At 67.3% G+C, this 21,181-nt stretch carries 18 protein-coding genes; 10 read left to right on the top strand and 8 right to left on the bottom strand.

Translation table 11 applies throughout. The annotated features are described in order from the left end of the window. Positions 1–45 precede the first annotated feature (45 nt). From ACZK13_RS03300 to ACZK13_RS03290, 3 genes are all read left to right on the top strand, one after another. Positions 46–693, top strand: a complete 648-nt coding sequence (locus ACZK13_RS03300; RefSeq protein WP_154262358.1) for an ABC transporter ATP-binding protein — start codon at positions 46–48, stop codon at positions 691–693. After that, positions 690–3,206 (top strand): ABC transporter permease, encoded by a 2,517-nt coding sequence (locus tag ACZK13_RS03295; protein ID WP_478482254.1) that lies wholly within the window; start codon positions 690–692, stop codon positions 3,204–3,206. Before ACZK13_RS03300 ends, ACZK13_RS03295 begins: the two co-directional genes overlap by 4 nt. 109 nt (positions 3,207–3,315) lie before the next feature. Continuing rightward, positions 3,316–3,801, top strand: coding sequence for a hypothetical protein (locus tag ACZK13_RS03290; RefSeq protein WP_478482253.1), 486 nt, complete (start codon positions 3,316–3,318; stop codon positions 3,799–3,801). Positions 3,802–4,227: 426 nt separating this feature from the next. Here ACZK13_RS03290 and ACZK13_RS03285 read toward each other — a convergent pair whose 3' ends face one another. The 5 genes from ACZK13_RS03285 to ACZK13_RS03265 form a co-directional block, all read right to left on the bottom strand. Beyond that, entirely contained in the window at positions 4,228–5,154 is a 927-nt protein-coding gene (locus ACZK13_RS03285) for a DUF6607 family protein (protein ID WP_121504894.1), read from the bottom strand. 73 nt (positions 5,155–5,227) lie between these two features. After that, the gene (locus ACZK13_RS03280) at positions 5,228–5,827 is read right to left on the bottom strand and encodes a ChuX/HutX family heme-like substrate-binding protein (protein ID WP_049399785.1); all 600 of its coding nucleotides are present in this window, start codon (positions 5,825–5,827) and stop codon (positions 5,228–5,230) included. 4 nt (positions 5,828–5,831) lie between these two features. Beyond that, positions 5,832–8,075: a TonB-dependent hemoglobin/transferrin/lactoferrin family receptor gene (locus ACZK13_RS03275; RefSeq protein ID WP_430542009.1), complete on the bottom strand. Its 2,244-nt coding sequence runs from the start codon at positions 8,073–8,075 to the stop codon at positions 5,832–5,834. Between the two features lie 153 nt (positions 8,076–8,228). Then, positions 8,229–8,423: a hemin uptake protein HemP gene (hemP, locus tag ACZK13_RS03270; protein WP_005412278.1), complete on the bottom strand. Its 195-nt coding sequence runs from the start codon at positions 8,421–8,423 to the stop codon at positions 8,229–8,231. Between the two features lie 287 nt (positions 8,424–8,710). Then, positions 8,711–9,682 (bottom strand): aldo/keto reductase, encoded by a 972-nt coding sequence (locus ACZK13_RS03265; protein WP_253144706.1) that lies wholly within the window; start codon positions 9,680–9,682, stop codon positions 8,711–8,713. A 194-nt stretch (positions 9,683–9,876) separates the two neighbouring features. Here ACZK13_RS03265 and ACZK13_RS03260 point away from each other — a divergent pair, with 194 nt between their 5' ends. The 5 genes from ACZK13_RS03260 (at position 9,877) to ACZK13_RS03240 (ending at position 14,803) form a co-directional block, all read left to right on the top strand. Continuing rightward, on the top strand, positions 9,877–11,175 hold the full coding sequence (locus tag ACZK13_RS03260) for a NupC/NupG family nucleoside CNT transporter (protein ID WP_253144704.1): 1,299 nt from the start codon (positions 9,877–9,879) through the stop codon (positions 11,173–11,175). Positions 11,176–11,200: 25 nt separating this feature from the next. After that, positions 11,201–12,166 (top strand): ribokinase, encoded by a 966-nt coding sequence (locus tag ACZK13_RS03255; RefSeq protein WP_032129936.1) that lies wholly within the window; start codon positions 11,201–11,203, stop codon positions 12,164–12,166. A 148-nt stretch (positions 12,167–12,314) separates the two neighbouring features. Continuing rightward, positions 12,315–12,746: a hypothetical protein gene (locus ACZK13_RS03250; protein ID WP_125895534.1), complete on the top strand. Its 432-nt coding sequence runs from the start codon at positions 12,315–12,317 to the stop codon at positions 12,744–12,746. Between the two features lie 147 nt (positions 12,747–12,893). Continuing rightward, on the top strand, positions 12,894–13,889 hold the full coding sequence (gene dusB, locus ACZK13_RS03245) for a tRNA dihydrouridine synthase DusB (RefSeq protein WP_253144702.1): 996 nt from the start codon (positions 12,894–12,896) through the stop codon (positions 13,887–13,889). A gap of 86 nt (positions 13,890–13,975) precedes the next feature. Beyond that, positions 13,976–14,803 (top strand): class I SAM-dependent methyltransferase, encoded by an 828-nt coding sequence (locus tag ACZK13_RS03240; protein ID WP_253144700.1) that lies wholly within the window; start codon positions 13,976–13,978, stop codon positions 14,801–14,803. A gap of 363 nt (positions 14,804–15,166) precedes the next feature. On the opposite strand, the gene ACZK13_RS03235 is transcribed toward ACZK13_RS03240, so the two are convergent. From ACZK13_RS03235 to olsF, 3 genes are all read right to left on the bottom strand, one after another. Continuing rightward, the gene (locus tag ACZK13_RS03235) at positions 15,167–16,234 is read right to left on the bottom strand and encodes a metal-dependent hydrolase (RefSeq protein ID WP_253144698.1); all 1,068 of its coding nucleotides are present in this window, start codon (positions 16,232–16,234) and stop codon (positions 15,167–15,169) included. Positions 16,235–16,378: 144 nt separating this feature from the next. Continuing rightward, entirely contained in the window at positions 16,379–17,179 is an 801-nt protein-coding gene (locus tag ACZK13_RS03230) for a UDP-2,3-diacylglucosamine diphosphatase (RefSeq protein ID WP_253144696.1), read from the bottom strand. Then, the gene (gene olsF, locus ACZK13_RS03225; protein ID WP_180838324.1) at positions 17,176–18,891 is read right to left on the bottom strand and encodes a bifunctional ornithine lipid synthase OlsF; all 1,716 of its coding nucleotides are present in this window, start codon (positions 18,889–18,891) and stop codon (positions 17,176–17,178) included. Before olsF ends, ACZK13_RS03230 begins: the two co-directional genes overlap by 4 nt. Before the next feature lie 335 nt (positions 18,892–19,226). On the opposite strand from olsF, the gene metK reads away from it, so the two are divergent. Both metK and ACZK13_RS03215 read left to right on the top strand, forming a co-directional pair. Then, positions 19,227–20,438, top strand: coding sequence for a methionine adenosyltransferase (metK, locus tag ACZK13_RS03220; RefSeq protein ID WP_012510070.1), 1,212 nt, complete (start codon positions 19,227–19,229; stop codon positions 20,436–20,438). 138 nt (positions 20,439–20,576) lie between these two features. Then, a complete protein-coding gene (locus tag ACZK13_RS03215) occupies positions 20,577–21,083 on the top strand; it encodes an acyl-CoA thioesterase (RefSeq protein ID WP_049399791.1) in 507 nt (168 codons plus the stop codon). The last annotated feature ends 98 nt before the right edge of the window (positions 21,084–21,181 follow it).

Raw genomic sequence — 21,181 nt, 5'->3', positions numbered from 1 at the left:
CGCAGCGCGTCCGTTGCCATCGCCGTCGACCAGGTCGGCAAATCCGTGCAGGGCCCGGAGGGTGAAGTCCACATACTGGACAACATCACCCTGACCGTCCATGAAGGGACCAGCGCGGCCATCGTCGGTGCCTCCGGTTCCGGCAAGACCACCCTGCTCGGCCTGCTGGCCGGGCTGGACCTGCCCAGCCGCGGCCGCATCGCGCTGGCCGGCCAGGACCTGGCGGCGCTGGACGAGGAGGCCCGCGCCCAGCTGCGCGCGCGTGAGGTCGGCTTCGTGTTCCAGAGCTTCCATCTGCTGCCGGCACTGACCGCCGCCGAGAATGTCGCGCTGCCGCTGGAACTGGCCGGGCGCGAAGACCGGGCGCGGGTCGATGAAGTGCTGGCCCAGGTCGGCCTGGCCCATCGCGCCCGCCACTATCCACGCCAGTTGTCGGGCGGCGAGCAGCAGCGCGTGGCACTGGCACGTGCCTTCGTCACCCGCCCGCGCATTCTGTTCGCCGACGAACCGACCGGCTCGTTGGACCACGCCACCGGCCAGCACATCAGCGACCTGCTGTTCGAACTGAACGCCGGCAGCGGCACCACCCTGGTGCTGGTCACTCACGACCTGCGCCTGGCCCAACGTTGCCAGTACATCCACCGCATCGACGACGGCCGCCTGCTGCCGGTCGAGCGTGGGGCGCAGGCATGAACCTGCTGCGACACGCGTGGCGCGCGCTGCGCCGCGAGGCGCTGGCCGGCGACCTGCTGACCGTGTTCGCCGCGCTGGTGCTGGGCGTGGCGGTGATGACCGCAGTCGGCACGCTGGTGAACCGGGTCAACCTGGCACTGACCGGCAGCGCAGCGGAAATGCTAGGCGGCGACCTCGGCATCGCCGGGCGCGATGACCCGCCGCAGGCGTTCGCCGACGAGGCGCAGCGGCGCGGACTGGCCTACACCCGTATCGCCAGCTTCGGCAGCGTGCTGTTCAACGGTGATGCCAGCCAGATGGCCAGCATCAAGGCGGTGCAGGCGGGCTATCCGCTGCGTGGCACGCTGCGGGTGCGGGCCACGCCCGGGGGCGCCCTGATCGACAACGCCGGCATGCCGGCCAAGGGCCAGGCCTATGCCGACCCACGCCTTCTCCAGGGGCTGGGACTGAAGGCCGGTGACGACCTTGAATTCGGCGCTGGCACGCTGCGCATCGCCGGCATCATCGAGGCCGAGCCGGATACCGGCGGCGACCTGCTTACGCTTTCCCCCACCCTGCTGGTCAACCGCGCCGATGTGGAAGGCACCGGCCTGCTCGGTCCGGGCAGCCGCATCAACTACCGGCTGATGTTCGCCGGAGCAGCAGAGCCGATCGCGGCACTTCGGCAATGGCTGCTGCCGCAGGTGAAGGGCCTGCGCCTGCTGAGTGTGGACGACACCCAGCGTGGCGTGCGCCAGGCCTTCGACCTGGCCGGGCGCTTCCTCGGCCTCAGCGCGCTGCTGGCGGTATTGCTGGCCGGTGTTGCCACGGCGCTGGCGGCGAACCGCTTCGCCCTGCGCCGCATCGACCAGGTGGCGATCCTGCGCTGCCTGGGCGCGCGCCAGCGCGACATCCTGTCCGGTCTGGCACTGCAGCTGCTGATGCTGGCGGTGCCGGCCTGCGCACTCGGCATCGGCCTGGGCATGGCGGCGCAGGAGGGCCTGGTGCAGGTGCTGGGCAGTCTGGTGCCGCAGCGCCTGCCGCTGCCCGAGGCAATGCCTGCGCTGACCGGTGCCGGCATCGGGCTGTTGCTGCTGTTCGGCTTCGGCCTGCCACCGCTGCTGCGCCTGCGCGGGGTACCGCCGATGCGGGTGCTCAACCGTTCCTTCGCCGCCCTGCCGCCGGCCTCGCTGCTGGCCTACGTGGCGGCGTTGGCGGCCAGTCTGCTGCTGGCGGTGCAGGTCACCGGTGATCTCAAGCTGGCGTTGTGGGTGCTGGGCGGCCTGGCCGCGCTGGCGGTGGCGGCCGGCGTGGTCGGCTTCGTGCTGCTGCAGCTGCTGCGCGGCCTGCAGCACCGTCTGCATGGCAACTGGCGACTGGGCCTGGCGGCGCTGACCCGGCGCCGGATGCTGGCGGTGATGCAGCTGGTGGGGCTGTCGCTGTCGCTGTGCGCCCTGTTGCTGCTGGCGGTGACCGGTCCCGGCCTGCTGCAGCAGTGGCGCGAGCGACTGCCCGCGGATACGCCGAACTACTTCCTGATCAACATCCAGCCCGAGCAGCGCGACAACGTGCTGGCCGCGCTGCGTGGACTGGGCGCCAACGACGCCAGCGTCGAACCGATGGCCACCGGCCGCCTGATCGCGATCAACGGCAAGCCGCCGCTGCGCGTGGACCGCTCGCCGGAACAGAGCGGGCAGCCGGCGTCCGGCGAAGGCCAGCGCGATGACGATGACGAAAACCGGCCGTTGAACTTCAGCTGGCGCAGCAGCTTCCCGCCGGCCAACACACTGGTCAACGGCACCTTCTGGAAGGCAGACAGCACCGCCGCCGAAGCCTCGGTGGAAATCGGCTGGGCCAAGCGCTACGGCGTGCATCCCGGCGACCGCATCACCATTGCGGTGGGCGAGCAGGAACGCGAGTTCACTGTCACCAGCGTGCGCAAGGCCGACTGGAACACTTTCCGTCCGAACTTCTTCGTGCTGCTGAACCCGAATGCGGTGGGCGATACGCCACACAACCTGCTGTCGGCATTCCATCTACCGGCCGGCAAGGCCGCCGGACTGGGCGAGCTGGTACGCGCGCAGCCGAACCTGTCGCTGCTGGACGTGGACGCGGTGATCTCGCAGGTGCGCGATGTGATGGAACGGGTGGCGCAGGCGGTGCAGCTGGTGATGGTGTTCAGCCTGCTGGCCGGCATGCTGGTGCTGCTGGCCGCGCTGCAGGCCACGGCGGGCGAACGGCGCTACGACAGCGCGGTGCTGCGCACGCTGGGCGCGACCCGGCGCCAGCTGCGTGGCGCGGTACTGGTGGAATTCGGTGCGCTGGGCACACTGGCGGCGTTGCTGGCGGTGGGCGCGGCCGCTGCGATCGGCGTGGCGGTTTCGCAGAAGGTGTTCGAGCTGCCGTTGCTGCCGCCGTGGCCGGGCCTGCTGATCGGCGGCCTGGTCGGCATCGGCTTGAGCCTGCTGGCAGGCTGGTGGGGTACGCGGGCGATCCTGCATACGCCACCAGCACTGGCCCTGCGCGAAGCCTGACGCGATCGTGACACGCTCGGGTGGGGCGCTATGCTGCGCGCCCCACCCGATCAGATCGTCCGGAAGCGCGGAAGGTTGCTCCCGCGCTCCCGAGGTTCAAGGAATGAAGATGAAATACAGCCTCTGCCTGCGCATCCTTCTGGCCAGTTCCCCGCTGCTCACCGCGGTGCTGCCCGCAGGCGCCCGCGCGGCGGAGGGCTATGTTCCTGACGCGGTGCAGGCCTTCGTGCTGGAAACGGTGCTGGCCGATGAAGCGCAAGCCTTCCTCGAGGGCCACCCGACCTATCTGGTTCCGGCCAGCGTGTCACGCACGCGCAGCGATGCCGACGTGGTGGCCGACCTGCGTGCTGAGTTCGACCGGTTCTACCGGGGCCAACCGAAGCCGAGAAAGGAAGTGGCGCACATGGCGATCCTCGTCGCACAGACCGCGCTGCTGCTGCCGGACCGTAGCGCCTGCAGCACGGATCGAGTGCGTTGCCACCAAGCTGTAATGGGCGTCCGCACCCGCGATGACGAGGCCAGCCTGCAGGCCACCTTGCGTGCGTTCCAGGACGCTGGGCTGGACCTGACCACCTTGGGCGAGAAGGCGTCTTGAGTGCATCGCATCCACGCATGGCGTGGATGCAGCGTGCGATCACCAATGGAAAGCGTGCCGAGCAAGCTCGGCACCTACCAGGAGCAGATATCCGGCACGGCACATCCACATCACGCGTGGATGCGGTCTGTGATCACCGGCGAAGAGCGTGCCGAGCAAGCTCGGCACCTACCAGGAGCGGATATGCGGCACGGTAGATCCACGCCATGCGTGGATGCGGTGTGCGATCACCGACGAAGAGCGTGCCGAGCAAGCTCGGCACCTACCAGGAGCGGATATCCGGCACGGCACATCCACATCACGCGTGGATGCAGCGTGCGATCACCGATGGAGAGCGTGCCGAGCAAGCTCGGCACCTACCGGAAGCAGAGGTTGGTAGATCCACGCCATGCGTGGATGCGGCCGTGGAGTCGAGCAGGGCTCGACTTACTGGGCCTTTTCCACGTACTTGGCGAACACGTCGTCGATCTGCTTGTCCTTCACCTTCTTGCCGGCCTGGATCTCTTCGGCCTGGGTGAACATCGGGATGATCATCGCCATGCCGTCGATCTTGGTCTTCAGGTGCACGCCCGGGGCCTGGCCGAGGAAGCCATCCCAGCGCTGGCGCACCTTTGCCCAGTAACCGGCGGTGGCCTTCCAGTAGTTGCGCGCCGGGGTGAAGTCGACCTCGGTGGTCTTCACGTAGTCGTTGAAGCCGAACTCGCGGGCGATCTCCACCTGGCTGCCATCGGCGTTGCGCTGCACCTTGGTGTTGAACTGCTCGTGGGTCCAGCCGTTCGGGGTCAGCGTGTGGCGGTTGATCACGGCCAGCGCGTTGTAGTCACTGCGCTTGGTGTACTCGCGGCGCGGCAGCGGACGCCAGCTCAGGTCGCTGGTCCAGCTCGGCACGTTGTTGGTGTAGGTCCAGGTGCCGGTGCCGCAATAGCGCGGTGCGTCGCTCACTTCGTATACGCACTGGGTCCAGGCGCCCTGGTTCACCGCCGCCGGAATGCTGCGCACCTTCCAGGTCTGGTCGGCACTGAACTCGAAACGGTTCGGTGCTTCGTACACCCAGTCCTGGCGCCAATGCTTGGTGATGTGGCCGCTCTTCTCGTCCAGCAGCAGGTGCTGCAGCACGATGCGCTTCGGCGTGTCCTCGACCACGATGACCACTTCGTTGCCACCGCTGCGCATCGCCGGCGCACGCTCGTAGCCCGGCTTCAGCAGCACGGTCTCATCGAAGGCGAAGTCCACGGTGTACTCACCCTGCATGGCAAGGATGCTGTCGTGGTCACGGGCGATATCGGAGGGCTGCGCGCTGGCCACGCCGCTGGCGGCGAGCACAAGCAGGGCGCTGGCTGTCTGGAGCTTCATCGGGGTCTTCCTTCGGGGTTGCAGATGCGTTGAGAGGCCGTCCGTGGCCGACAGGCGTTCCATCAGGAGTGGGTCACAGGCGGATCAGCGGCAGGTCGCCGGGAATCCGCGGCGCCGGACGCCGCGCGGCATCGGCACAGCAGCAATCGTCGATTGCCAGCTCGCCTTCGGCACCTTCCAGCCGTGCAATGCGGCGCGCGGTGGCTGCGCCCAGCGAGGACAGGGTTGACAGACTGGCGGCGAGCGTGCGGCCATCGTCGGCGGCATGCAGGCGCAGCGCGCACAGGCGCCAGCGCTGGCCACCCAGATGACCGGCCAGGCGCCGCCACAGGCGTTCGCCGACGCTGCCATCGCTGTCGTGCTCGGGCCCCGGCGGCAGCGCAGCCACCAGCCGGTCCCAGGCCAGGAAGTCGCTGTCCGGCAGCAGGTACAGGCGCCACACGCAGCGGCCGCGGCCATCGAGGAAGCACAGGCTTTCGCGCAGGCCTTCGCTGTCCACGCCCTGGCAGGCATGCACGCGTACGGCCTGGCGCCAGCCGCCCAGCTCGTTGCCGTCGGCGTGGTACAGGCACAGCACGGTGCCGAGCGTGGCCAGCTGTGCCGGGGTCGGCCAGGCCGCGCTGTACGGCGCGGCGATGGAGTCATTCCTGCGTGCGGACAGTGCTCGGCTCATGAGGTCACCAGGAAACGGCAAGGCTGGCGGAGAAGGTGCGGCCCGGGCTGCTGAAACGATCGCTCAGTGCGCGATTGGTGATCAGGCTCGGGGTGATGGACGACCATTCGATGTAGCGCTTGTCGGCCAGGTTGAACACGCCGACATTGAAGGTGGCACCCGGTGCGAAGTTCCAGTGCGCCATCAGGTCCAGCACGCCATAGCCGGCCGGCTGGTAGACGAACGGCGCCGGTGCGTTCGGATTGGTCTGCGCCGCCGGCGGCGGCAGGCGCTTCTTGCGCTGCACGAAGGTACCGGCCAGTTCGACGCCCCAGGTATCGGTGTCGTACATCAGGCCCAGCGTGCCACGCAGCGGATCGACCGAGGCCAGCGGTTCGTCATCGGTCCGGTTGTCACCACGCGACCAGGCCAGCGCACTGCGCAGCGCCCAGCCCTTCAGCGCCGGGCTGAGTTCACCGAACTCGATGCCGGCCTTCATTTCCGCGCCATAGATGCGCGCGTCGGCGATGTTCTGCGACTGGAACACGGTCAAACCCTGTGCGTTGCGGCCGGTATCGACGTTGGACTGGATGAAATCCTTGTAGTCGTTGTAGTAGCCGCTGACGCTGACGTACGCCGCCGGCGCGATGAAGCGCAGGCCCAGTTCGTAGCCGTCGCTGGTTTCGGGCTTCAGGTCCGGGTTGGCGATGGCGGTGTAGCCGAAGGCCACGTTGGTCAGGCCGATGTTGACGTCGTTGTACGGCGGCGAGCGGAAGCCGCGCGCATACCCGGCGAACAGCGACCACTGGTCGGTGAAGCGCCAGACCATGCCCAGCTTCGGCGACACGCTGGTCTTCTTCAGCTGCGCCACGGCCGTGGTCGGGTTGTCTTCGGCGAAGATGCTGTCCACTTCCGGCTTCAGCTCGTAACGGTCCACGCGCACGCCCGGCACCAGCGACAGCTTGCCGTCGGCCAGGCGCATTTCATCCTGCGCGTACAGGCCCAACTCGGTGGTCTTGCTGATCGGGAAGTCACGCACCGGGAAGGTGTCGGGGGTAACGATGTTGCTGACCACACCGGCACGGTTGACCTGGTAGCCGTCGCGCTTCTGGCGGATCTCGGTACGGGTGCCTTCAAAGCCGTAGGTCAATGCGTGCTCGACGCTGCCGGTGCTGAACGCCTTGTTGAACTGCGCCTGCAGGCCAAAGGCATGCTGGTCGAAGGAGAACACGCGGTGACGGCGGCTGCCGTCGGTGCGGGTCTCGTCGGTCTGCTGCCGCGTTTCGCTGTTCTGCGCATACACCTGCCAATGCAGGCTGTCGGCGAACGGCTGGTCCAGCGCATCCATTTCGTGGGCAAAGGACACGCGGGTTCGCTTCTGCGTGTCGTGGGACTTCATGCCAGTAGCCGCAGCCATCGCGCCGGGGCGCGGTGCAACGCTGGCAATCGCCGACAACACATTGGTATCGGTGGTGTCTTCGTTGCCTTCCACGGTCAGGCGGAAGCGCTGGTCTTCGCTCGGTGCATAGACCAGCTTGCTGAGCAGGCTGCGGCCATCACGATCCTGCGGATTGGACGCGGTGCGGGTGTCGTTGTCGCTGCGCACCGTGCCCTTGTTGTCCGTTTCCTGGCCCTGGTGGTGGTTGACGTTGACCAGGCCGCTCCAGTGGTCGCCACCAAAGGCGGCGGTGGCACCGCCGAGCAGGCCCTTCCACTCACCGTCGTAGCCGAACTTCAGGCCGAAGTAGCTGTTCTTGCCGTCCTTGAGGTAGTCGGCCGGGTCCTTGGTGACGAACGCCACCACGCCGCCCAGTGCATCGGAGCCGTACAGCGAGCTGGCCGGGCCGCGCACGATCTCCACGCGCTTGAGCGTATCGAGGTCGGTGAAGTTGCGGTTGGAACTGGCGAACGAACCGATGTCGAACCGGGTCGGCATGACGATGCCATCGGTCTGGATGCGCACACGGTTGCCGTCCAGGCCACGGATGCGGAAACCATCCAGGCCGAAGCGGGTCGCGCTGCGGGTGACCGACAGGCCCGGCTCGTAGCGCACCAGATCCTTGATGTCCTGCACCAGGTGCCGGTCCATCTGCTCGCGGTCGATGACGTCCACGGTGGCCGCCACGTCGCTCACCGCCCGCTCGGTGCGGGTGGCGGTGACCTGCACCCGGTCAAATTCGCGCGCGTCGGGCGCAGCGGCGGCAGCAGCGTGGGCGGACAGCGGCAACGCCATCCAGACAGCAAGACACAGGGCGGTATGGCGGGTCATCGGGTTCATTCGGTCAGGCAGGGGAACCCCCGGTTACCGGTACACCCGGAAGGTGCACGCGGTAGACCGAGGGGGAGAGAGCGGGAGCGGACGGGTCGCCCACCCTGTCGGCGCTGCCGGCAGGAGGGAGGGAGGCGGGCGACCAGGCCGCGATTACTTGGTCAGGATCAGCTTGTCGTTGCTGGTGTGCCGCAGGCGATAGAAGCGGTCGCCGTGCTGGATCAGGATTTCACGACGGCCCTTGAGCAGGGCTTCGCTGTCGATGACCTCTTCCGGCGGAACGACGCGGACCGGTCGATCGCGGAGGGTCAGCGTTTCGGGGCGCAGCAGTACAGGTTGAGCATTCATGAGCATCTGGACTCGTGCGAGGGACGAGTTAAATGATAATGATTCTCAGTTGACAATCAACAACCATTCTCAATTTCATTGATGAGATTAATGATCGAATTCTGAAATGCGATAGATTTCATCTATTGAAATATGGGCACACGGCTTTTGTAGAGTCGAGCCACGCTCGACTGCTCTCGCGCCGTCGCCTGGAAATGCCCGCGCTACGTGCGGAGTCGAGCATGGCTCGACTCTACAAAGGCCCGACCAACCTGGAGTCGAGCGTGGCTCGACTCTCCAAAGGGTTGTCAGGCGAAGACGGCTTCGACCTGGGCCCAGCCGGCCGCGTCGACCTGCTCCAGCACGTCCAGTGCCTGCAGGTTCTGCAGCAGCTGGCTGACCCGGCTGGCGCCGAGGATCACGCTGGAAACGTTCGGGTTGCGCAGGCACCAGGCAATCGCCAGCGTCGCCGGGGCGTGGCCGAGCGAGCGCGCGACCTCGCTGAAACGGCGCACCTGGGCCAGCCGTGCCTCGGCGTCTGCACCCAGCACCAGGTCCTGCAGCCATTCCATGCCCTCGCGGCCCAACCGTGCATCGGCCGGGATGCCCTGGTCGTACTTGCCGCTCAACAGGCCTGACGCCAACGGCGAGAAGATGGTGGTCCCCAGGCCGGCGCCGGCATACAGCGGCGCGTACTCGACCTCGACCCGCTCGCGGTGCAGCAGGTTGTACTGCGGCTGCTCCATCGACGGGCCCTGCAGGTTGTGCGCTTCGGCGATGTCCAGAGCCTGCTGGATCTGCGCCGCCGACCACTCCGAGGTACCCCAGTAGAGGATCTTGCCTTGCCGCACCAGGGTGTCCATGGCGTGCACGGTCTCGGCGATCGGTGCGTCCGGATCCGGGCGGTGGCAGTAATAAAGGTCGAGGTAATCCACCCGCAGGCGCTTGAGCGCGGCGTGGCAGGCGTCGGTCACGTGCTTGCGTGACAACCCACGCTGGGTCGGCCGAGGGTCTTTGGCGCTGCCGAAAAACACCTTGCTGGACACGCAGAAGCCATCGCGCGGCAGGCGCAGGTCGGTGATCACATCGCCCATCACCTGTTCGGCGCGGCCGTTGGCGTAGCCCTCCGCATTATCGAAGAAGTTGACGCCATGATCCCAGGCGGCGGCCACCAGGTTGCGGGCCTCGTCGCGCGGGATCTGGTCGCCGAAGGTCACCCAGGCACCGAAGGACAGGGCGGAAATCGGCAGGCCGGTGGAGCCCAGGCGACGGTATTGCATGCGAATCTCCTGCTGCGGGCCCGCATCCGGGCCGGGATCGAACCGCCATTCTACCTGCCCCTGCCGGCTGCAACCCCTTGCCGTTGCTGGCCTGATCGGTACCGATGGCCGCGCGCAAGCTGCTTTTCCTTGCCCCGGCCCCTGCCCTGCACTAGGCTTCCCGTTTTTCGCGACGCCCCAGGGGAGTCACTCACATGGTCGAAGGTTTGGGCAGGATCGGCTTCGGCCTGTTCGGGTTGGCGGTGCTGATCGGCATCACCTGGTTGTTTTCCAACAACAAGCGCGCGGTTGACTGGAAGCTGGTTGCCACCGGTATCACCCTGCAGATCGCGTTCGCGGCGCTGGTGATCCTGGTGCCGGGCGGCCGCGACGTGTTCGATGCGCTGGGCCACGGCTTCGTGAAGGTGCTGAGTTTCGTCAACGAAGGTTCGAAGTTCATCTTCGGCTCGTTGATGGACGTCAAGAACTACGGCTTCATCTTCGCCTTCCAGGTGCTGCCGACCATCATCTTCTTCTCGGCGCTGATGGGGGTCATGTACCACCTCAACGTCATGCAGGGCATCGTGCGCGTGATGGCCTGGTCGATCACCAAGGTGATGCGCGTGTCCGGTGCGGAAACCACCAGCGTCTGCGCCAGCGTCTTCATCGGCCAGACCGAGGCGCCGCTGACCGTGCGCCCGTACATCGCCAGGATGACCCAGTCCGAGCTGCTGACCATGATGATCGGCGGCATGGCCCACATCGCCGGCGGCGTGCTGGCGGCCTACGTGGGCATGCTCGGCGGTGGCGACCCGGCGCAGCAGGCCTTCTACGCCAAGCACCTGCTGGCGGCCAGCATCATGGCCGCGCCGGCCACGCTGGTCGTGGCCAAGCTGCTGATTCCGGAGACCGGCACCCCGCTGACCCGCGGCACGGTAAAGATGGAAGTCGAGAAGACCTCCAGCAACATCATCGACGCGGCCGCAGCCGGCGCCGGTGACGGCCTGAAGCTGGCGCTGAACATCGGTGCGATGCTGCTGGCCTTTATCGCCCTGATCGCGCTGCTGAACGCCCCGCTGACCTGGATCGGCGATGTGACCGGCCTGGCCGCCGCCATCGGCAAGCCGACCAACCTGTCGACCATCTTCGGTTACGTGCTGGCCCCGATCGCCTGGGTGATCGGCACCCCGTGGGCCGATGCCACCACCGTCGGTTCGCTGATCGGCCAGAAGGTCGTGATCAACGAGTTCGTGGCCTACACCGAGCTGTCGCAGATCGTGAACGGCCAGATCGCCGGCGTGAGCCTGTCCGAGGAAGGTCGTCTGATCGCCACCTACGCGCTGTGCGGCTTCGCCAACTTCAGCTCGATCGCGATCCAGATCGGCGGCATTGGCGGCCTGGCCCCGGAACGTCGCCACGACCTGGCCAAGTTCGGCCTGCGCGCGGTGTTGGGCGGTACCATTGCCACCTTCATGACGGCGACCATCGCCGGCGTGCTGACGCACTTCAGTTGAACCCTTGGTTGAGAAAAGATTCCCTATGAGCAGCAGTGTCGTTGTCGTCGGTTCCTTCAATGTCGATCACGTGTGGCGGTGCGAGTCGCTGCCGGCACCGGGTGCGACCATTGCCGGCCGTTACAGCACCGGCCCCGGTGGCAAGGGCTTCAACCAGGCCGTGGCGGCCTGCCGCGCCGGTGCCGACACGCACTTCGTATGCGCGCTGGGCGACGACGCCGGTGGTGCCACCGCCCGTGAGCTGGCCGCGCAGGATGGATTCGCGCTGATCGCCGAGGCCAGCAGCGAGCCGACCGGCACCGCCGGCATCTACGTCGATGCCCGTGGCCGCAACACCATCGTGATCGGACCGGGTGCCAACGCCGCGCTGAGCACCGACTTCCTGCAACAGCAGCAGGCCCTGCTGACCGGCGCCAAGGTGGTGCTGGTGCAGCTGGAATCGCCGGTGCAGACCATCGAAGCGGCACTGGCCACGGCCCGCGAGGCCGGCGTCACCACCGTGCTCAACACCGCACCGGCCGACGCCCCTTCGACCATCGGCCTGCTCAAGCTGGCCGATGTGATCACCCCGAACGAGACCGAGTTCGCCGCCCTGCTCGGCCGCCATGTCGGTGAGCGCGTGGATGCCAACGACGTCGCCGCGCTGGATGGTGCCAGCCTGCATGCGCTGTGCCGCAAGCTGGTCGGCAACGGTACCGTGGTGGTGACCCTGGGTTCGGTGGGTGTGTTCGTGTCGCATGCCGACGAGAACCTGCGCGGCGATACCCAGCCGTACTACCGCGTGGGTGCCGAACAGGTGCAGGCGATCGACACCACCGGTGCCGGTGACGCCTTCAACGGTGCGCTGGCCGCGTCGCTGGCGCAGGTGGCCGACGCCCCGTTCGCCCGCCACGTGCGCTTCGCCAACCAGTTCGCCGGTCGTTCGACCGAGAAGGAAGGCGCTGCGGCGGCGATGCCGCGCTTCACCCCGGCCGACGTGGAAGTGAAGTAGATCCACGCCATGCGTGGATGGGAAGGCCCGGGTGCGCTGGCATCCGGGCCTTTCTTTTGCCCATTGTCCAGCTCTGCGACCGCCTGCCGCATTGCCCTCACCCCGCCCCTCGCCGAACATCCGCGCAGCTTCTCTGCACGGGCAGGACATGAACGGATTCCCCTGGTTGCTGGTTGCCGCCGCCGGCAGTGCCATCGCAGCCTTGCTGCATATCGGCTGCATTGCCTTTGGGGCACCCTGGTACCGGTGGTTCGGCGCTGGCCAGCGCATGGTCCGGCTGGCACAGGCGGGGCATTGGTGGCCACCACTGATGACCGCCGGCATTACTGCCGTGCTGGTGGCCTGGACGCTGTACGCGCTGGCAGCCGCAGGCTGGCATTCGCCGCTGCCGGCCAGCCGTCCGGTGCTGTCGGGCATCGCCCTGCTGTTGCTGGTGCGCGCGGCGATGGGCTTCGGGCTGGCGCTGCTCCGGCCCGGCTACAACGGCCGGTACTTCTGGGTAGTCAGTTCACTGGCCTGCCTCAGCCTGGGGCTGGCCTTCGCGTTGGGTACCCGCCAGGCCTGGCAGAGCCTGGGGTAGCCGCCTACCATCGCCCGCCCTTGGGGGCGGCGGAAGCAACCGTCAAGCATCTGTTGATGCCGGTACGGCATGAGCTGGGTGCGGATCGGCCTGAACCGGAACGCCCCCGACACGGCCGTACCGCCGCCCGCGCCCTACAATGGGCGCATGCAGATCGGCCCGTACACCATTGCCCCCAACGTCGTGCTGGCGCCCATGGCCGGCGTTACCGACAAGCCTTTCCGCCTGCTGTGCAAACGGCTGGGCGCGGGACTGGCCGCCTCGGAAATGACCATCAGCGACCCGCGCTTCTGGACCACGCGCAAGTCGATCCATCGCATGGACCATGACGGCGAGCCGGCACCGATCAGCGTGCAGATCGCCGGCACAGAGCCGCAGCAGTTGGCCGAGGCCGCGCGCTACAACGTGGACCACGGCGCGCAGATCATCGACATCAACATGGGCTGCCCGGCCAAGAAGGTGTGCAACGCCTGGGCCGGTTCGGCACTGATGCGCGACGAACAGCTGGTGGCGCGCATCCTCGAAGCGGTGGTCAACGCGGTGGACGTGCCGGTTACCCTGAAGATCCGTACCGGTTGGGACTGCGACCACCGCAACGGCCCTCTGATCGCCCGCATCGCCGAGGCCAGCGGCATCGCCGCACTGGCTGTGCACGGCCGCACCCGCGACCAGCACTACACCGGCCAGGCCGAGTACGCCACGATCGGCGAGATCAAGGCCGCACTGCGCATTCCGGTGATCGCCAACGGTGACATCGATTCGCCGCAGAAGGCGGCGTTCGTCCTGAAGGAGACCGGCGTGGACGCAGTGATGATCGGCCGCTCGGCACAGGGCCGGCCATGGATCTTCCGCGAGGTGGCGCACTACCTGGCCACCGGAGAGGAACTGCCGCCGCCATCGGTGGCGGAAGTGCGCGACATCCTGCTCGGCCACCTGCATGCACTGCATGCGTTTTATGGCGAGCCGCAGGGCGTGCGCATCGCGCGCAAGCACCTGGGCTGGTACGCCAAGGATCGACCGGAGAATGCCGCCTTCCGCGCAGTGGTCAACCGCGCCGAAGACCCGCAGAGCCAGATCGCGCTGACCACCGAGTACTTCGACCGCCTGATCGCCGGGGAACCGGCGTTGTCATCTGCTGCCTGAGCGTATTGCCACGCCGTCGAGTCGAGCTTGCTCGACTGATTTCCCGGAGCCGTCGAGCAAGCTCGACGCTACAAGAGCCCGCCCCCATGACCCCGCCGATCTCCTCCCCGACCTACCTGCACGGATTCTCCGGCACCGAGCAGCAGCGCCTGATGACCCAGGCACGGCTGCTGGAATCGAGCATCTTCGGCCAGATCGACTACAGCGGCGCGCGTCGCCTGCTGGAAGTCGGCAGCGGCGTCGGCGCGCAGACCGAAATCCTGCTGCGCCGCTTCCCCGATGTGCACGTGACCGGCGTGGACCTGAGCGAAACACAGCTGGCCACCGCGCGCGAGAACCTGGCGCGCACACCGTGGTGCAGCGACCGCTACACCCTGCAGCAGGCCGACGCCGGCGAGCTGCCGTTCGAAGCACGCAGCTTCGACGCGGCGTTCCTGTGCTGGGTGCTGGAGCACGTGCCGTCACCAGCACGCGTATTGAGCGAAGTGCGCCGCGTGCTGGCCCCGGGTTCGCCGGTCTACATCACCGAAGTGATGAATGCCTCGTTCCTGCTCGACCCGTATTCGCCGCATATCTGGCGCTACTGGATGGCGTTCAACGATTTCCAGTACGACCACGGGGGCGACCCGTTCGTCGGCGCCAAGCTGGGCAACCTGCTGCTGGCTGGCGGCTTCCGCGATGTGCACACCGAGATCAAGACCATCCATCTGGACAACCGCGAACCGGCACGCCGCAAGACGATGATCGCGTTCTGGGAACAGCTGCTGCTGTCGGCTGCCGACCAGCTGCTGCAGGCCGGATCGGTGGACGAAGAAACCGTGGAAGGCATGCGTCGCGAGTTCCGTCTGGTGCAGAACGACCCGAATGCGGTGTTCTTCTATTCGTTCGTGCAGGGCCGCGCCACGGTGTATTGATTCGGTGGAGCCACGTCATGCGTGGCTGCCTTCGCCGATGCCCCCGCCATCCACGCATGGCGTGGATCTACGGATGCGACACTGCACCGCCGATGGAGGCAGTAGAGCCACGCCATGCGTGGCTGCCTTCGCCGATGCCCGCGTCATCCACGCATGGCGTGGATCTACGGATGCGACACTGCACTGCCGATGGAGGCAGTAGAGCCACGCCATGCGTGGCTGCCTTCCGATGCCCGCACCATCCACGCATGGCGTGGATCTACGGATGCGACACTGCACTGCCGATTGAGGCAGTAGAGCCACGCCATGCGTGGCTGTCTTCGCCAATGTCCGCGCCATCCACTCATGGCGTGGATCTACGGATCAATGCACGGCGCTGTGGTCGGCCGCACCCGGCTGTGCTGCCGGCTCCTGCCAGATCCGCTGCCACATCGCGGCCAACCGGCGTCCGACGTCGGCGCGTGCAGCCGGGCTGCTGTAATCCACCCGCACCTGCTCGGGCGTGATCGCCCGCCACTGCCCATCAGCCTGCTCGGCCACCGTGAAGTTGAAGGTGTAGTCCGGTTCCAGCCCCATACGCAGGTCGCTCAGCACCAGCCGGCCGTCCACCACCTGCGCACGCATGAAGCCACGATTGAACCACGTCAGCTGCTGCACCGCCGGGATGGCCTGCGCTTCGCGCAAGGCCTGCACATTGGATGCGTGGCCTTCGAACTGCATCGGCCCGTGGTCGGCCACCAGCGAGCGGTCGCCCACCACGTAGCCGTTCGGCGTCATTGCCACCACGCGCCACAGCAGGGTGTTGAATGGCATCGGCACCGAGAAGCGCGGCGCATCGCCCAGGCCCATCGCCACCAGGCTCTGCTGGGCAGCACGGTCGACCTGCGCCTTGGCGATCAGGCCCCAACCCAGGTACGCACTGCTGACCAGCAACGCCACACCCAGCACCTTGCCAGCCCAGGGGCGGGCGCGACCAAACCAGGCCAGCACGCAGCCCAGCAGCAGCCATACCGTGTAGCCGAGATCGATGATGAAGACACTGGAACCCATGGTCGGGTGTGGGCGCAGCGGCCACCACAGCTGGGTGCCGTAGACGGTGAACGCATCCAGCATGGGATGGGTGACCAGCGCCAGCTGGATCGCCCAGAACCAGCGCACAGGTGACTGGGCGACGCGGCCATTGCCGAAGCGCTTGAACAACCACCAGATCAGTGCCGCCACCCAAGGCAGCACCAGCAGCGAGTGGCTGAAGCTGCGGTGCTCGATCATGTTCGCCACCGGGTCGGCGGCAGTGAAGCCGAGCCACAGGGCGTCGAGGTCCGGCAGGGTGCCGAGCGCGGCACCGGCCAGCAGGGCCGCACGGCGATGTCCGGGCGGGGCGATGGCAGCAGCGACGGCGCCACCGAGCACGATCTGGGTCAGGGAATCCATGGGCCGATGCTAGCGGCTTGCGGGCGTGCCGTCTTGATGGCACAGCCGCTCGCGCTCTTTTGTAGCGTCGAGCCATGCTCGACTGCTGTATGCGGGGCAGTCTGAGAAGAGCAGTCGAGCATGGCTCGACTCTACAAGAGTGGGTCAAGCCGCTTGCTTGATGCGCGCGCCAGGAAGTTCGACCAGGGTCTGGCCATTGTGGTCGAGCAGGCGCAGCGCGCCATCATGGTCTTCGGCCAGCGCGGTCAGGCTCTCCACCCAGTCGCCGTCGTTGGCATAGACCAGGCCATCGCGCTCGAACAGCGCGGCGCGGTGGATGTGGCCACAGACGATGCCATCCAGTCCGCGCCGCCGCACGTCGTCCAGCCCGGCCTGCACGAAGCGCTCGATGTAGCGTTCGGCCGCACCGCTGCGCTTCTTCAGGAACTCCGACAGCGACCAGTAGCGCATCCCCAGCAGCCGCCGCACAGCATTCAACGCCTGGTTGCCGGTCAGGATGCGGTAGTACAGCCAGTCACCGAACTTTTCCTGCAGGCCACCGAAGTGGGTCACGCCGTCGTACTCGTCCCCATGCGCAACGAGCAGGCGACGGCCATCGGCGGTCACATGGATGGCGCGGCGGCGCACCTGCATCGCTGGGAGCATCAGCCCGCACACGTGGCGCAGTGACGCGTCATGGTTGCCGGGGATGTAGACGATCTCGGTCCCGGCACGGCGCAGCGCGTGCAGGGCCTGGATGACTTCGCTGTGCGACTGGCGCCAGTTGGCGCGGCGATGCGCCATCCACCACAGGTCGATGATGTCGCCCACCAGGTACAACCGTTCGCAGCGCAGCTGCGAGAGGAACCGCGCCAGCTCGGTGGCATGGCAATGACGTGACCCCAGGTGCACGTCGGAGACGAACACTGCGCGCCGGTGCGGCGACAGGTTCGCCAGCGCGCTCATGCCGGCGCCCCCGCGTCGCGCAGGTAGCGTTTGCGCTTGTTCGGCCTGATCGCGCACAGGTCCACTTCAATCAGGCCGTCGATCGAATCACTGAAGTCCGGGTCGACACCGAAGGCAAGGAAACGGGCGCCACCGGGTTCGCACAGATCGGTGTACTGGCGATACAGCGTCGGCACGCCAGTGCCGAGTGCGGCCAGGTTGGCCTTGAGCACATCGAACGCGGCACCTGCATCCAGCTCGCCGAAACTTGGCGGCGCGGCGAAGTACTGGAACGGGCGGTTCGATTCGGCCAGGCCGGCGGTACCGCTGTAGTAGCGCTGGTAGTACGCCACCAGCTGCTCGCGTGCATCGCGTGGCAGCGCTGCGCTGATCGACACGGCGCCGAACAGGTAGCGGATGCCGGGCCGGCACTGCAGGTAGGCGCCGATGCCCTGCCACAGGTAGTCCAGGCTGCGGCTGCCCCAGTAATCAGGCACCACGAAGCTGCGGCCCAGTTCCAGGCCTTCGGCGATGTGGGTGATGGCGTCGTCGGAATAGCGGAACAGCGATGCGCTGTAGAGCCCGGACAGGCCGTGCCGGGCCAGCGCGTGGGCACCACGCATGATCCGGTAGGCGCCGGCGATGCGCTGCGCGGCCGCGTCCCAGATCACGATGTGTTCGTACCGCGGATCGTAATCATCCAGATCGCGGCTGCGCCCGGTGCCCTCGCCTACCTGGCGGAAGGTCAGCTCGCGCAGACGCCCCAGCTCCAGCAGCAGCGGCGAATCGGCGGTACAGGTCGCCAGCAGGATCTGCTTGCCGTCGGCGGTCTGGCCCAGCTGGGTCGCCGCGGCGATGCCTGCGGCCACCTGTGAAGGCGGCACCGGGGACGCCAGCGGCTCGGGGCCTGCTACAGCAGCTGCATCGCCCGCGGCCCCATTACGGCCCAGCGCATACAGCGCGCGGCGCACCGCCAGCAGCTGTGCGCCCGGGTCGCCGCCCTTGCCCAGCTGCATCGGCTCTCCGATGCTCAGCCGCAGCGGACGGCCACGACGGGTGAACATCTCGCGCGCCAGCAGCGCGGTGCCCGCCGGCTTGAACAGGGTCGAGGCGCCGTAGAACAGCGCCGAGTTGCGCGCCTCCACACGCACCGGCAGCACCGGCGCGCCAGCGGCACGGGCAAAGCGGACGAAACCGCGCTGCCAGCGACCATCACGGATGCCGCGCAGCGACAGCCGCGAGACCTCGCCGGCCGGGAACACGATCACGCACTGCTCGGCGGCCAGCGCCTCTTCGACGGCATGCAGGCTGCCACGCTGGGCCTTGCCACCGAGGATGCGTACCGGCAGCAGCAGGTCCTGCAGTGGCGCGATTGCCCCCAACAGGTCGTTGGCCACGATCCGCACGTCACGGCGGATGCGGCCGACCGCGTCCAGCAGGGCGAGGGCATCCAGTGCCCCGGAGGGATGGTTGGCGACGATCAGCAGGCGGCCGGTGGCCGGGATCCTGGCCAGCGCGGCCGGGTCCACCTGGTACTGGCCGTCGATGAACTCCAGGCCGGCGGCGACGAAGCCGAAGCCACGCAGGCCTGAGCTGCGCTGCAGGAAGGCTTCGATCTGGTCCAACCGCGACCAGCGACCGACGCTGCGCAGCAGTGGCCGCGCCAGTTGGCCCCGGCGGCCATGGAACCAATCGGGGAAGCGTTGCTGGAGACGCTGTTCAAGTTCCTGCATGGCGGATCCACTCATGCCCGGCGGCCGGATTGGCCGACAGCCTGCGCCCGGCAGGCGGCAGCCAGATGGCGGTTTTTGGGCAGAACGATGACGGCCGCACAGCCGCTGCCGGGCGTTGTGGCCCGCGCAGTCGGGGCCGGTAGCCGCGCGCTGCGTTGTCACGCTGGTGGAACACTGGACCTCGAGGCTGAGCCCCAATCCCGGCCGGACGGCCCCTGCCGGGCCTACGCGGGCTTAACCACCGGCAACCGGTACAGGTTCACAATGCACAGGCGGCGCACCCCGTGTATCATTCGCGCCCATCTTTCCATCCGAATCAAGGGATATTACGCCTGATGTCCAGCTATCTCTTCACCTCCGAGTCGGTCTCCGAAGGCCATCCGGACAAGGTTGCCGACCAGATCTCCGATGCGGTGCTGGACGCGATCCTGACCCAGGACCAGCGCGCCCGCGTGGCCTGCGAGACCATGGTCAAGACCGGTGTTGCCATTGTGGCCGGTGAAATCACCACCAGCGCCTGGATCGACCTGGAAGCGCTGACCCGCAAGGTCATCGTGGACATCGGCTATGACAGCTCCGACGTCGGCTTCGACGGCGCCACCTGCGGCGTGCTGAACCTGATCGGCAAGCAGTCGCCGCACATCGCCCAGGGCGTGGATCGCAAGAAGCCGGAAGAAATGGGCGCTGGCGACCAGGGCCTGATGTTCGGCTATGCCACCAACGAGACCGACAGCTACATGCCGGCCGCGATCCACCTGTCGCACCGCCTGGTCGAGCAGCAGGCCAAGATCCGCAAGAAGAAGAACTCGCCGCTGTCGTGGCTGCGCCCGGACGCCAAGAGCCAGGTCACCCTGCGCTATGAAAACGGCGTGGTCTCGGCCATCGACGCCGTTGTCCTGTCGACCCAGCATGCCCCGGGCATCAAGCAGAAGGACCTCATCGAGGCCGTCCGCGAAGAGATCATCAAGCCGGTGCTGCCGGCCAAGTGGCTGCACAAGGGCACCAAATTCCACATCAACCCGACCGGCAAGTTCGAGATCGGCGGCCCGGTGGGCGACTGCGGCCTGACCGGCCGCAAGATCATCGTCGACACCTACGGCGGCTGGGCCCGTCACGGTGGTGGCGCCTTCTCCGGCAAGGACCCGTCCAAGGTCGATCGTTCGGCGGCCTACGCGGCCCGCTACGTCGCCAAGAACGTGGTTGCCGCCGGCCTGGCCGACCGTTGCGAAGTGCAGGTTTCCTACGCCATCGGCGTGGCTGAGCCGACCTCGATCTCGGTCACCACCTTCGGCACCGGCAAGATCAGCGACGACAAGATCGAGAAGCTGATCCGCAAGCACTTCGACCTGCGCCCGTACGGCATCATCAAGATGCTGGACCTGGTGCACCCGATGTACCAGCAGACCGCGGCTTACGGCCACTTCGGCCGCAAGCCGAAGGAGTTCAGCTACCTCAACGGCGAAGGCGAGACCGTCAACGCCACGGCCTTCTCCTGGGAGAAGACCGACCGCGCCGCCGCCCTGCGCGCCGATGCGAAGCTGAAGTAAGAAACACGAAGGGCCGCGCAAGCGGCCCTTCTGCTTCTGGTAGAGCCGGCCGCTGGCCGGCTTTTTCATGGCCTCCGGGAACAATCGCGTGGTTGCCGGCCAGCGGCCGGCACTACCGGTTGCCGATACAATCGCCCCATGTCGACCGAACTGAAAACCCACCAGCTGTCCATGACCGTGCTGATGTCGCCGGAGATGGCCAATTTCTCCGGCAAGGTCCACGGCGGCGCCATCCTGCGCCTGCTCGACCAGGTCGCCTACGCCTGCGCCAGCCGTTACGCCGGCAGCTACGTGGTCACCCTGTCGGTGGACCAGGTGATGTTCCGCCAGCCCATCGCGGTGGGCGAGCTGGTCACCTTCCTGGCCTCGGTGAATTACACCGGCACCTCGTCGATGGAGATCGGCATCAAGGTGGTGGCCGAGGACATCCTCAAGCGCAGCGTGCGCCATGCCAACAGCTGCTTCTTCACCATGGTGGCCGTGGATGAGGAAGGCCGGCCAACGCCGGTGCCGTCATTGCAGCCGGTCACGTCGGACGAGAAGCGCCGCCAGGCGGCCGCATTGATCCGCCGCCAGCTGCGCCAGGAAATGGAGCAGCGCCATCTGGAACTGCTGGCGTCGAACCCGCCGTCGCCGGAAGAGTGAGGTAGTGCCGGCCGCTGGCCGGCAACCTCGCGCGTGTTGCCAGACATCATGAGGTTGCCGGCCAGCGGCCGGCACTACCATTTCGAATTCGCCGGGCC

The sequence above is a fragment of the Stenotrophomonas sp. 99219_Sma genome, from assembly GCF_056480785.1.
Note: the sequence above shows the minus strand (reverse complement) of the source record. Positions and strands in the feature narration are given on the sequence as shown.